Annotated in this window: 10 protein-coding genes; 8 read left to right on the top strand and 2 right to left on the bottom strand. The window is 63.8% G+C overall.

The features are described from left to right. Window positions 1-317: 317 nt before the first annotated feature. The 8 genes from ACP7BY_RS16360 to ACP7BY_RS16325 all read left to right on the top strand — a co-directional run bounded on the left by ACP7BY_RS16360 (window position 318) and on the right by ACP7BY_RS16325 (window position 10,045). Complete coding sequence (locus ACP7BY_RS16360) at window positions 318-461, top strand: hypothetical protein (protein WP_156143042.1); 144 nt, start codon at window positions 318-320, stop codon at window positions 459-461. 269 nt (window positions 462-730) lie between these two features. Further along, the gene (locus tag ACP7BY_RS16355; protein WP_426288198.1) at window positions 731-1,882 is read left to right on the top strand and encodes an AAA family ATPase; all 1,152 of its coding nucleotides are present in this window, start codon (window positions 731-733) and stop codon (window positions 1,880-1,882) included. Next, window positions 1,879-2,121 (top strand): helix-turn-helix transcriptional regulator, encoded by a 243-nt coding sequence (locus ACP7BY_RS16350; protein WP_033965972.1) that lies wholly within the window; start codon window positions 1,879-1,881, stop codon window positions 2,119-2,121. Before ACP7BY_RS16355 ends, ACP7BY_RS16350 begins: the two co-directional genes overlap by 4 nt. Window positions 2,122-2,424: 303 nt before the next feature. After that, window positions 2,425-2,817 carry a hypothetical protein gene (locus tag ACP7BY_RS16345; RefSeq protein ID WP_033965971.1) on the top strand — a complete coding sequence of 131 codons (393 nt, stop codon included), beginning with the start codon at window positions 2,425-2,427 and terminating at the stop codon, window positions 2,815-2,817. Between the two features lie 166 nt (window positions 2,818-2,983). After that, window positions 2,984-4,510, top strand: coding sequence for a pyridoxal phosphate-dependent decarboxylase family protein (locus ACP7BY_RS16340; protein WP_212742078.1), 1,527 nt, complete (start codon window positions 2,984-2,986; stop codon window positions 4,508-4,510). A 10-nt stretch (window positions 4,511-4,520) separates the two neighbouring features. Continuing rightward, a complete protein-coding gene (locus ACP7BY_RS16335; RefSeq protein WP_137902302.1) occupies window positions 4,521-5,774 on the top strand; it encodes an ATP-grasp domain-containing protein in 1,254 nt (417 codons plus the stop codon). After that, the gene (locus ACP7BY_RS16330) at window positions 5,771-7,282 is read left to right on the top strand and encodes a hypothetical protein (RefSeq protein ID WP_137902301.1); all 1,512 of its coding nucleotides are present in this window, start codon (window positions 5,771-5,773) and stop codon (window positions 7,280-7,282) included. Before ACP7BY_RS16335 ends, ACP7BY_RS16330 begins: the two co-directional genes overlap by 4 nt. Window positions 7,283-7,594: 312 nt before the next feature. Further along, on the top strand, window positions 7,595-10,045 hold the full coding sequence (locus tag ACP7BY_RS16325) for a TonB-dependent receptor plug domain-containing protein (protein ID WP_137902300.1): 2,451 nt from the start codon (window positions 7,595-7,597) through the stop codon (window positions 10,043-10,045). A 58-nt stretch (window positions 10,046-10,103) separates the two neighbouring features. On the opposite strand, the gene ACP7BY_RS16320 is transcribed toward ACP7BY_RS16325, so the two are convergent. Both ACP7BY_RS16320 and ACP7BY_RS16315 read right to left on the bottom strand, forming a co-directional pair. Beyond that, window positions 10,104-11,207 carry an FAD binding domain-containing protein gene (locus tag ACP7BY_RS16320; RefSeq protein ID WP_249340782.1) on the bottom strand — a complete coding sequence of 368 codons (1,104 nt, stop codon included), beginning with the start codon at window positions 11,205-11,207 and terminating at the stop codon, window positions 10,104-10,106. Continuing rightward, window positions 11,207-12,328 carry an MFS transporter gene (locus ACP7BY_RS16315; RefSeq protein WP_212742084.1) on the bottom strand — a complete coding sequence of 374 codons (1,122 nt, stop codon included), beginning with the start codon at window positions 12,326-12,328 and terminating at the stop codon, window positions 11,207-11,209. The genes ACP7BY_RS16320 and ACP7BY_RS16315 overlap by 1 nt, the downstream gene beginning before the upstream one ends. Between the last annotated feature and the right edge of the window lie 251 nt (window positions 12,329-12,579).

Below are 12,579 nucleotides of genomic sequence, written 5' to 3'. Positions count from 1 at the left end.
GGCGTCTCATCCAACCGAGCGAACCGTCGCGAAGGTTCGCGCCTTGATCGCAGGTGGACCGATCGCGCGCGAGCCAAGCCCGGCTACCGCTCCGAAGCGAACCCCTATCACCGAAGGGCAACGGCACGCGGCTGCGCGCTCCGCCGGCGGCATGAGAACCACTCTGGTGCAGTCCCTTGATCGGCCGCCGGCACCAAGGATGCCGACCATTCTTGGGGATCGCCGCCCGCCCGCCTGGTCCCGCGAAGCATGTCCCGTCTGTGCCACGCGCGGCGACCTTGGCTGCGCGCATCGACGCCCCTTCGAGGAGGTATGCGATGGCTTACGCTGAAAACACGACGGTGCCGACCGAGCGCTCGATCGCCGAGCCGATCGCCGCCGAATATGCGAGCGGCTGCGCCGACCAGCTTCTGATCTCCGGGCCCAACCAGACCACAATCAACCGAGCGGAGCGCATATGAGCTGGGATACCTTCGGATCGCCCTATGACCCCAATTACCGGGGAAAAGGCAAAATCAGCCGGCCGCAAGAAACCCGCCGCGCCGAACAGGAACAGCACCAGCTGCGCGGGTGCGGCGATCCCGCATGCCCGAGCTGTAACCCGGACACCGCATCGCGCTTCTCCAGCGCAGAACAGTCCGCTGCCTACCGCAGCCCGGATCCGGCACCGGCGCGTAATCGCAGCTTCTCTGTTTCTGTCGACGACAACGCCCGTGAGGCGATGCGGCGCATGAGCGACCGCTTGGTCAATAACATGTTGTTAGGTTACGACATCTCCAGCGGCGAGAGCAATCCGTCCTCGACGTCAGCGAGCGACGGCAAGGCCAAGCCCCCGACATCGTACCGCGATGCGCGCAAGGCGGTCGCCCAATGGATCATCGCCGCCCCCGAACAGGCGTTCGATGATATCGTCGGCAACGATGCAGCACTCGCGCAGCTGCGCGACGCGATCCAGGCCCCGGTCACGCACAAGGCGCTGTATGACGCCTATGGCCTGAAGATGCCCAAGGGGGCGATGCTTTCGGGACCGCCGGGCTGCGGAAAGACGATGTTCGCGCGCGCAGCCGCATCGGAGATGAAGCGACTCTATGGATCCGCGACCGAATTCATCTCGATCTCGGGTGCCGAACTGCAGTCGATGTACATCGGCGAGACCGAGGGACGGATCAAAGCGATCTTCGCCTTTGCTCACGAATATCAGGCGTTTCACGGCCACCCGCTGCTCGTTTTCATGGACGAGGCCGAAGTGCTGCTGCCCGATCGCACGGGCCGCGTGCGCCGCGTCGCACCATGGGAGGAAAGTCAGGTCGCGACATTCCTCGCCGAAATGGACGGCATGCAGGAAAGCGGCGCGTTCGTCCTACTGGCGACCAACCGCCCCAACGTCATCGACCAGGCCGTGCTGCGCGATGGCCGCTGCGACTTCAAGATCGTCGTCCAGCGCCCGACGCCGGAAGCGATCGAGTCGATCCTGCGCAAGAACTTCGCGGGCGTGCTGCTCGACAGCGAAAGCAAGCTCGAGCAGCTCGTCTTTGCTGCGGTCGAATGCCTGCATGATCCGCAGAAGATCATCATCGATGCGCAGACGATCAAAGTCGACTTCCAAGCCGAGATGATCGAGCGCGGCCACAAGCATTTCCTGCTCGAGCATATCGTTTCAGGTGCGATGGCCGCGTCGATCCCCGGCCGGGCGAAGCGCGCAGCCTTCACCCGCGATAAAGCGGATGGGGTCGCGCGCGGCGTCACGACGTCGGACGTGGTCAAGGCGGTCAACGATATCTTCGAAGAAAATCGCGGCCTCGATCATGCCTTCGCCTTCGAAGCATTCATGCGCGAGTTCCTGACTGAAGCGACCGCGTCGCGGCAGGACGGTAAGTCATGACTGCATCGACGCACCGACCGACTCTAGCCGAAGCAAAACATCTCGGCCGGCCAAGCGACCGAGGCCGGTTCCTGCGCATCAACGACGTGATCGCGACGACCGGGCTGAGCCGAGCGACCATATACCGCCAAATCGATGCAGGGGCCTTCCCCAAACAAGTGCCCCTTACCGCTCGCGCGGTCGGATGGTGGGAAACGAGCATCGAAGAGTGGCTCAACGGACGCCGCTCCGCCGCCTGACCTGCGCCGCAACGGGGGCATCCACGGGGGCACCAAACAAACCAGGCGCTCAGTTTTAAACGTAAATGGGGACATTTAGCATGATCACACCGGCTTCCACCTCTTCCGCCAATCGGCGATAGTGCCCCCCGACCGTGGCGGGCGGGGCTATTTAACCCGGAATAATCTCCCCGAAATCGAGGGCCTTCCTCGGTTAGCGCGCCTGTAACTATCAAAATTTCCGCAGGTTCGGCGTTTCGGCCAAATTGCTTCCTAAAATGAAGATGGGGAAGTCGAAGCATTGGCAACGGGAAGTCTGGCATCATGGGCACCTGCACGGGCGTGAACGCGATATCGTCGGCATCACCGACCGCGTCGATATCGTCGACCACGCAGATGGCGGCCTTGCGACAACACAAGCAAGACTATCTGAAGATGATGGCGGCCGCCCAATCGGGTGACGCGACGGCGGCGAAAGCGGCGTATGCCCGCCTGACCGCCAATCGGACGCCCCCCGTCAAAAGCCCGCTCGCCGCGCTTGGGGCGACGCTCCAGAGTGGCGACACAGCGGCAATCCGGCAAGCGGCGGAGGCCCTGCAACAAGCGCGTGACGGCCAGATCAGCAAGTCGGCCGACCCGAACGCACCGCCACCGCCCAAGCCCATTCCCGCCGCTGCCTACGGATCCAGCCAAACCGACATTAACGTCCTCGCGTGATCGGGAGACAGGCACAGCATCGCGACCGCAGCCGGGCAGGAACGCCGGAGACCGCCCCGGCGACCTCCGATCTCACCTCACGGCGTTTCGCTCCTGCGCGGTCCGCCCTGGACGCCGCTTCGGGTTCAAATCGGGCGCAGCCCGACGACGCAAAGGCGATGCAGCGGTGACGTTCGATCCAGCCGCTTCTGTCGCGTCCGATGATGGTGAGCCGATAAGCCCCGGCTTCGACAGCGCGCGCGCACCGCTTCGCTGCGCGACATCGCTCGATCCGGCGGACTGGTCAGGCTTGCGCGCGCAGGGGCATCGGATGCTCGATGACATGATCGACCATCTCGAAGGACTTTCCGGGCAACCGGCCTGGCGTCCGGTGCCCGCAGACGCTCTGGCCGTTGCGCGCGAAGCGGTACCGGTGGCCCCAACCGATCTGGCGAGCGTGCACGCAAGCTTCATGGACGCGATCCTTCCTTATGCCGGCGGCAATCTGCATCCCGGTTTCATGGGTTGGGTGCAGGGTGCGGGGACGCCCGTCGGCATGCTGGCCGAAATGCTCAGCGGCGGGCTGAACGCCAATTTGGGCGGGCGCAACCATATGCCGATCCTGATCGAGCGCCAGATTCGCGACTGGGTGCGCGAGATCTTCGCCTTTCCCGCAACAGCAGACGGTCTGTTCCTGACCGGAACTTCGCAAGCCAATTTCGTCGCGTTGCTGGTCGCACGAACGCGGATATGCGGTGCGGCTGTGCGGCAAGTCGGCGTGACGAAGGCACCGCGCCTGGTTGCTTATGCGTCGAACGAAGTTCACGGCTGCGTTCCCCGAGCATTGGAAATGGCGGGACTTGGCTCCGACGCGCTCACCCGCGTCGCGACCGACGCTGCGGGGCGGATCGATATGGGCTCGCTCCGGGCACACATCCGGGCGGATCGCGCCGCCGGCCTGACGCCCTTCCTGCTGGTGGGCTCCGCCGGTACGGTCAACAGCGGCGCGATCGATGACCTGGACGCCCTGGCCGATCTTGCGGGCGAGGAGGACCTGCACTTTCATATCGATGGCGCGCTGGGTGCGCTGGGCATGATGTCGCCCGAGATCGCGCCGCTCCTGCACGGAATCGAGCGCGCCGATAGCCTGGCGTTCGATTTCCACAAATGGGGGCATGTCCCCTACGACGCTGGTTTCCTGCTCGTTCGCGAGGGCATCTGGCTGAAAGAGACCTTCGCGTCGCCCGCGGGCTATTTGACCCGCGCCGAGACCGGCCTCGCGGCGGGCGGGGACTGGCCATGCGATATCGGCCCCGATCTTTCGCGCAGCTTCCGGGCGCTCAAGACCTGGTTCACGCTCAAGACCTACGGGACCCAGGCATTGGGCGCGGCCATGGCTGCGAACTGCCAGTTGGCCCGCGTATTGGCTGCGCGGATCGCGGCCGAACCCGATCTGGAACTTCTGGCTCCCGTCGCGCTCAACATCGTTTGCTTCGGTTACGCGCCCGACGGCGTTGGCGGGGATGGCGCGATCAACCGTGCGATCGTTGAGGATCTGCACAATGCCGGTCGCGTCGCACCGTCCCTGACGCTGGTGAAAGATCGGCCCGCAATCCGCGCCGCTTTCGTCAATCACCGCACCACCGCAGATGACCTCGACGCGCTTGTCGAAGGAGTATTGCGGTTTGGCGCGGGCCATTCTTCGCGGCGCTGAGGATATATCGATGCCAGTCAACCACCCCCTTCTCAACCGGCCCGTAATCGGTCCACGCACCGAGACGCTCGGCATGCATCGCCTTTTGCCAGTGGCCTTTGAGCGCCGCGACATGACCGCTTTATGGCAACACACCATCCAGCGGATCGAGGCGGACGTGGGCGACGCGGCAGCGATGATCGATCTGTCGATGATGCTCTATTGCCATTTTCGCGCCGACGAAGCGCGTGCCTTGCTCGATCAGGCCATCGCACTTCAGCGCGACTTTTGCATCGTCCACGGTGATGGCTCGGGCCTGAAGGTGCTCGCCTTCGTCACGCCGGGCGATTTCATGGCCAACACGCCGGTCGATTTCCTGCTCAACGGTTCCGACGCCGTTCTGTGGCTGCGCTATGTCGATGCCGACACCGCAGATCTGGACGGCCTGCCCGAACATGATGTCGCCTTGCTGGCGATTGGCGAGGCCACCGAGCATCGCGCCGTCCTGGCGCGGATGGCGGAATTATTGCCCACGCTCGGTGGTCCAGTGATGAATGCCGATCCGCGCCGGATCGCGGGGCTGACGCGGGATGACGTCAGCGCGTCGCTTGCGGCCGAGGCGTCGCTGTGCGTCCCGCCAACCACCAAGGTCGATCGGGCGGTGCTCGAATCGATCGGCTCGGGAGCAACCGAACTCGCCGACCATGTCGCGAGCCTTGCCTTCCCCATCATTGTGCGCCCCCTCGGCACGCATGCCGGCGGCGGACTCGATCGCCTGGACTCGCCCGACGCCGCGCTGGCGTATCTCGCCACCGATGAGAGTGCGAAGTTCTTCATCGCGCCCTTTATCGATTATCGCGGAAACGACGGACTGTTCAGCAAACAACGCGTGGTGTTTATCGGCGGCAAGGCGTTCCCCAGTCATTTGGCGCTCTCCGACCATTGGATCGTGCATTATCTGAGCGCCGGCATGGCCGAAAATGCCGATAAACGCGCCGTCGAGGCGGCATGGATGGAGCATTTCGATACCGATTTCGCTCACCGGCACGCTGCTGCGTTCGCCGCGCTCAATCGTCGAATCGGGCTCGATTATTTCGGGATCGACTGTGCCGAATTGCCCGACGGACGGCTGCTGATTTTCGAGGTCGATGTCGCCATGCTCGTTCACGACATGGATGACGGGGAGACGTTCCCGTACAAAAAAGTGGCGATGCAGAAGCTTTTCGACGCGTTCGTCACCTATGCGGGCGCGTTGCGAGGGGTCGGCTATGAGTGCGCCGCGTGAGCGCCCTCGATTTACTGCACTTGCTCGTCAGCGGCGGGGATGAGCGGCTTGCGCTCGATCCGCAGACGGGGTGCAATATGTATGGATACGGACCGCGTCCGGCTGCCTCGGAACGCGCGCTAAGCTCGTCCACCGCTTCGTCGATTTCGGGCAGCGCCTTTGCGGCGGTCCAACACTATCACCGGTATCTTCTGGGCGAGAGTGTCGCGCGGGGAGAAACCGCTGTTTATCAGGCGGAATGTGACGGTCTCCGCGCCAGCCTGCTCGATTGTATCGGATGTGCGGCATCGTCAGGAGTCGAGGTCCTGCTATCACCCTCCGGCACCGATCTGCACTTGCTGGCGACGCTTTTGTTTCGCCAGCCGGACGCACCCCTTTTCACCCTGACGCTCGAGCCGAGCGAAACCGGCAGTTCGGTGGCGAGTGCGGCTTCGGGCTCGCACTTCATGGCGCATTCGCCAAGCGGCGCGCGCCGGTTGCCGGGCAGTTCGATTGCATCGGGCATAACCAACGCGACCTTTGCCGTACGGGACGATGCCGGTTGCCTAAGAGATGAAGACGGTGTTGAGGACGACATCAACGCCCGTATCGCCGCCGCGATTGAAAGCGGCCACAATTGCCTGGTCGTCGTCACGGATGTGTCCAAGACCGGTTTGATCGCCCCCCGTCTCGATACGGTGTTTCGCCTGAGGGCACGTTATGGCGACCGCATCGATTTCCTGATCGATGGCTGCCAGCTGCGCCTCACACCGGAAACCATTCGGGCCTATCTCGCGCAGGGGTTCGCCCTTGCGATAACGGGATCGAAATTTCTGGGCGGCCCCAGTTTCAGCGGCGCGTTGTTCTGCCCGCCGTCGCTCGCAAAGCGCTGGCGCGACCGCGAACTGCCCCCGCAAATGGCGGACTATTGTGCGCCCGCGGAGCTGCCCTCGGGCTGGCGCGCGCGGCAAGCCTTGCCGGACCGCGCCAATTTCGGCCTGCTGTTGCGCTGGCATGCTGCCCTCCATGAGTGGCAGGCGCTGCTGGCCATTCCATCATCCGAGATCGAGCGCACCGTCAGGACGTTTGGGAAGGCGGTGGAGGATCGCCTGCGGCACGATGGTGCCTTCATACCGCTGGCAACCCGCTCGCTTGACCGGCATCCGCTGCTGCCAAGCGGATTTGATCTGTCTTATGATGCCATACCGACCATCTTCCCGTTCCTGCTCAATCGGCAGAACGGCATCGGCACGCTCAACGCGGTCGAAACGCGGCATGTCTTTGAGAGAGTTGCGCGAGGCGGTCCGAACGTTCCCGCGATCCGGCTGGGCCAGCCGGTCGCGTGTGGCCTACGCCATGGCGAGAAGGTCGCCGCGCTGCGGCTATGCCTGAGCGCGCGGCTGATTGTCGATGCGTCCGACCGCGAGGGCGGCCTTGTGGCAATCATCAACCACGCCATGAAGGCGCTTGACGGCGTCGCGATGGCGTCTTGTGGATTCAGCGTCGAACGGCGATCGATCGCCGCCTGACGGGCGTTTTGGCTGCGACCGATCGTCCCCCCCGCACGAGCGCTGCTCCATGTGAAATCAGACCAGCGCGCGGGTTCCGCCCGAACGGTTTCCGCGACCGCCACAATTCCGCCAAGGTGCTTGATATAAGCTCGTTTTACCAAGGGGTACGCCGCCATTGCGGGTACGCGGCCGTGGGGGAACAGCGTGAAGGCCTCAAGCTGGGCATGGCCATCTTTCGCGCTCGTTTCCGTCGGCCTCGCCGACGTTTCCCAGGCTGCACAAACCCAGCCAGCCTCTGCCGCACCCGCCGACCCGCTGACGCCAGGTTCCATGACGGACCGCGATACAGGTGACATCGTCGTCACCGGGCATCGAACCGCAGGCACTGCCATCGAGACGGTGAAACCGCTTGCCGTGTTCGACAGCGCCGCGCTGCTGGCGCTGGGGCCGACAAGCATGGCGGACCTGATGAAACGCCTTAAGGGCGTGGCAACCTCCGCCAGTGGCGGTGAACCCGCCATCCTGCTTAACGGTCGACGCGTTTCAGGATTCGGCGATTTGATGAGCCTGCCTCCGGAATCGATCGAACGTGTCGAGGTCCTGCCCGAGCAGGAGGCCGCTCGCTTCGGCTTTCCGCCAACGATGCGGGTGATGAACTTCATCACCAAAAAGCATTTTCGGTCGGTGACTTTGCAGGAACTGGGCGGCTCGACCACCGAGGGCGGCGGTGCGACCAACTATGTCGAAGTGAATGGCGCGCGTATCGAGGGGCCGAAGCGGGCCTCGCTCAGCCTCTACTATCTCCATCTCGATCCCCTGCTACAAAGCCAGCGAGCGATCGCGCCAGATCCCGACTCCCTTTTCGCCGTTGGCGGCAACGTCACCGGCGTCGGCGGTGGCAGCATCGACCCTTCGCTGGATCGCCTTGCAGGCCATCCCGTTACCATCGCCGCCGTTCCTCAAAGCGTCGCGGCCCGTCAATCGCTCGACAATTATGTCAATTCCGGCCGGGCGATGACCGATTCCGGTGCCTACCGCACGTTGCAGCAGCGTACAGATACGCTTCACGCCGAAGGAGCCTTCGGGGCACCGCTTGGCAAGAGCGTGGACGGTTCGCTCAACCTTTCCGTTCAGGCAGACCGCAACAGCGGGTTGAGCGGGCTCGCCTCGGGCATCATTCAGGTGCCCGGAGGTACAACGGCGCTGCCCTTTTCCGGGCCAGTACTGGTCTATCGCGCCTTTCCCGGGGCGGTGCTGCACCAGAACAGCTCCACGCTGACCGCGCATGGCGGCCTGACCCTTCAGGGCAGTATCCGACGGTGGTCGTGGAACGTGACCACTAGCTATGACCGCGTATTCTCCCGGGCGGACTCAGAAACGGGTGTTCCACTTGATGCGCTTCAGGACGCGGTCACGGGCGGCGGAGATCCCATGGCAGCGCTCGACGTCGCGAGCGCGGCGCAACGCACCGTCAACCACAGCCGTACCTCGACCAGTACGGTTGCGAGCAAAGCGGTTGTGAATGGCTCGCTCGCCCATCTGCCTGCCGGTGATGCGCAAGTCACGGTTTCTGCGGATTATAGTCGTTCGGTCAGCGGGACCCATGGCAATGGCGAAGCGATCGACCTTGGGGCCGTCAGTCGATCGATCGGCGGAGCCAGTTTCAACACCGTGATACCCATCGCCTCGGCGCAGAACGGTGTGCTGCCCATTCTTGGCCAGTTGACGGTAAACGGCATGGTGGGTGTGTCAGATGTCTCCCGCTACGGGCGGCTGACCAGTTCGAACTATGGATTCACCTGGACCCCGGTGCGGCCCGTGCAGTTGACTGGTTCCATCACCGAAACGCGAACGCCGCCTGCGATCGGCCTGCTCGTCAGCCCCACCTTTACGACGCCGAACACCCCGTTTTTTGATTTTACCGCCGGTGCCAGTGTGCTGGTTTCCACGCTTGTGGGGGGCAACCCGTCACTGATGCCCGAGCGACGGCGAACGACGACGCTGGGGCTTGCGCTACAACCCTTCAAAGACCGGGAGTTCCGCTTCGGGATCGATTTTCTCGACACCACCATCGATAACCAGTCCGCCACGTTGGGAAGCCTGACACCGGACTTTCAGGTCGCGTTTTCAGGGCTATTCCTCCGGGATTTGGCGGGAACCCTGATCAGCGTCGATCTGCGTCCGGTCAATCTGGCGCGCGAGAACGAGAAGAAGTTGCGGATGACGCTGAACCTCCAGACCCCGATTGGCCGCGCCCCACCACCGCCGCCTGCGCCGAACAAGGACGGGCCTCCGGCGAAACCGGCCAAACCGCGCCCGTTCCTATATATAAACCTGACGACCAACTATCGGTTGCAGGATCGTCTGGTCTTGCGGAACGGATTACCATCGCTCGATCTCCTCAATGGAGCGACAATCGACGGGACCAGCGGACGGCCCGAGTGGGATGTTGATGGCACCGTCGGCGGAAATTACGGCCCGTTCAACGTCGGGGTGTATGCCAGACTGCAAGCACCAACCCGCATTCGCAGTGCGTCGGCAGTTTCCGATCTTCGTTTCTCCGCGAAAACCTGGCTCACGCTCTACGGATCGCTCGATATCGCCAAGATCGCCCACCGCCCCTGGAGCAAACAGATGTCGCTCCAGTTCACGGTGGAAAATATGCTGAACGACCGAATCCAGGTGCGCGATCGGACGGGGGCAACGCCCAATCGCTTTCAAGCCGCTTGTCTTGATCCGCTCGGTCGGTCCGTCCGCCTGGGTCTTCGCAAATTGTTTTGAAGAGCGCGGCACCTTGCCAGGGCAGGCCTGCTCCCCCGGGGAATGTCACGGCGGCCCTTCACTCCATGAACGTGCCGAGCCGCCGCCCGAAGTCGACGATCGCGTGGCCGATCCGCAGGCGCGCCCGTTGATAGCGCTGCAACGCCGCTTCGATGGGGGCTTCGGCCAATGCGCTTGTCAGCGCCAGCGCATCGCCCGCTGCCTTTGCCACGCCCATCGCCGTGTGCGGGCGCGCCACAAAGGCGCTGTCACCGATGAGTACCAGCCGTCCGCGCGCCATTTGCGGGGTTTCATAATCGAAGATCGCCTGAACGAACGGGTTTGGCTCGGCCAGCAGCGCATCGTGAAACTGCGGCGGAAGCTGCGCCGAACCGGCAGACCGCAGATCAGACTTTGCCGGCTCGGAAAGCTGTCCTGGAGCAAGGGAGAACGCATGAACCTGGCCAGTGCGGTCTGCGAGCGTGCGCTGGAGATCGTCCGCGCGCCGATACCAGACCCAATTGTACCGCCGCATCCCCGGCTCCAATTCACCGTTCGGCCCGGGGACGACATAACCGAGCGCCTGCGATCGATTGCCCGTGTAAAAGGCGAACCGGTCGAGCAGCGTTTGCGCGGCACTGTCGGGAAGCGCGCTTTCGGGGACCAACCCGCGCCAGGCGACATAGCCGGTATAGGTCGCCTGTTGCGCGGTTCCGATCACGGCCGCGCGGACCGTCGACCCGATCCCGTCGGCACCGATGACCAGATCGGCGGTTACGCGCGTTCCGTCTTCGAACTGCACCCATGCCGTGCTGTCGTCGGTTCCTGCCTGCACCGCATCGCGACCGACATGATAGTCCGATGTCGAAAGCACGTCGCGCAATCCGGTATAAAGATGGTCCCAGGAGATTTGCATCTGGGGCGCGGCAACGCGCCCGGTGATGGTGCCATCAAGATCCAGGAAAATGCGCTCGCGCGCCATCACACCGATGGTTGCCAGATCATCAAGCCCAAGCGCGCGAAGCGCGACGAACACCTCTTCCTGCGGAACCAGTCCAGCACCGCGCCCGGCAAGCCCGGCGCGCGAACGCTCATAGACCTGGACATCGTGCCCGGCCTTTCGCAGCAGCCCTGCAGCGAACAGACCTGCGAGCGACCCGCCTACGATCACGATCCGCATCATCAGTGCTTTCTGCGCAGGCTGGCGATCTGCAGCGCGACCGCAACCAGTGCGAACGCGCCGCCAAGGGCAGCGACGGCGTCCCAGCCCCCCGCCTTCCACGCGGTCATCGCGGCGGCCGAGCCGACCGCGCCGCCAAGGAACATCGCCCCCATGAAGATGGTGTTCAGCCGCGAGCGCGCTTCCGGCCGCAAGGCGTAGACAATATGCTGATTGGAGACGAGCGCGCTCTGCACGGCGAAATCGAGCAGAATGACGCCGACGATCAAGCCGGCCAGCAAGGTCCACACGCCGAAGATCAACCAGGAAAGCAGCGTCAGCAGCGCGCCAATCGCGATCACCTGGTGCGGCCCGTAGCGATCGGCGATCCGCCCTGCAATCGGTGCCGCAAGGATGCCGACCGCACCAACGACGCCAAAGAGTCCGGCGATTTCGGCCCCAAGGCCAAAGCGCGGTTCCTGCAGCCGCAGCGCGAGGATGGTCCAAAACGCCGTAAACGCGGCGAACAGCAGCGATTGCGTTACCGCCGCCAGCCGCAGCGCGCCGAATTCGCGCCACAAATGGACGAGCGAGCGCATCAATGCTCCATAGCGCAGGGTCGAGTCGGGCTTGCTGCGCGGCAGCGAGAACGCCATCATCGCGCCAGCGGACAGCGCCATCGGCAGACCGAGCCAGAACATCGCGCGCCACCCCGCGTGCGTCGCGACGAACCCGGCCAACGTGCGGCTGAGCAGGATGCCACATAACAGCCCCGACATAACGGTGCCGACGGTCGCGCCGCGGCGTTCGGGCGCAGCCAGATGGGCGGCAAACGGAACGATCTGCTGCGCAACCGTCGCGGCAGCACCGACCAGCAAGGAGGCGAGGATCACCAGGATAACCGTCGGGGCAATCGCAGCGGCGACCAAAGCCAGCGCCAGCACACCGAATTGCAGCAGGATCAGGCGCTTGCGCTCGACAAGGTCACCCAGCGGCACGAGCAGGAACAGGCCGACCGCATAACCGAGCTGGGTCGCCGTCGGGATCATGCCGGCCGCAGCGCCCGGAAACTCGCGTTCGATGATGCCCAGCATCGGCTGGTTGTAATAGATATTGGCAACCCCGATCCCGGCTGCGGCCGCCATCGCAAAGGTGGCACCGCGCGTTAACGGGAGGCTCGGCGCGCTGGTCGATTCAGCATCGGCGATCCGCTCCTCCGGGGGGGTACGGCTGGCCCTCTGAATATCAGTCATCATTCACATCCTGTCGCGGTTCAAGACAGGATTTTACCCAACTCTTGCCCCGCGCGAACCCATACTTACATATGACCTAACTTATTTGTTAATATTCAAAATGTTACGACCATTTTCTTCCATCAGCCCCGTCGGAGAAACGG

It is taken from the genome of Sphingomonas sp. PSPC2-2 (assembly GCF_049897725.1).
In the GTDB taxonomy this organism is placed as follows: domain Bacteria; phylum Pseudomonadota; class Alphaproteobacteria; order Sphingomonadales; family Sphingomonadaceae; genus Sphingomonas.
This window is presented reverse-complemented; position numbering and strand designations above follow the sequence as displayed.

Excerpts from the sequence above, each read along its gene's own strand:
- ACP7BY_RS16360 (WP_156143042.1), top strand. The coding sequence starts at position 318 with ATGGCTTACGCTGAAAACACGACGGTGCCGACCGAGCGCTCGATCGCC.
- ACP7BY_RS16355 (WP_426288198.1), top strand. The coding sequence starts at position 731 with ATGAGCGACCGCTTGGTCAATAACATGTTGTTAGGTTACGACATCTCC.
- ACP7BY_RS16350 (WP_033965972.1), top strand. The coding sequence starts at position 1,879 with ATGACTGCATCGACGCACCGACCGACTCTAGCCGAAGCAAAACATCTC.
- ACP7BY_RS16345 (WP_033965971.1), top strand. The coding sequence starts at position 2,425 with ATGGGCACCTGCACGGGCGTGAACGCGATATCGTCGGCATCACCGACC.
- ACP7BY_RS16335 (WP_137902302.1), top strand. The coding sequence starts at position 4,521 with ATGCCAGTCAACCACCCCCTTCTCAACCGGCCCGTAATCGGTCCACGC.
- ACP7BY_RS16325 (WP_137902300.1), top strand. The coding sequence starts at position 7,595 with ATGACGGACCGCGATACAGGTGACATCGTCGTCACCGGGCATCGAACC.
- ACP7BY_RS16320 (WP_249340782.1), bottom strand. The coding sequence starts at position 11,207 with ATGATGCGGATCGTGATCGTAGGCGGGTCGCTCGCAGGTCTGTTCGCT.
- ACP7BY_RS16315 (WP_212742084.1), bottom strand. The coding sequence starts at position 12,328 with ATGGCGGCCGCAGCCGGGATCGGGGTTGCCAATATCTATTACAACCAG.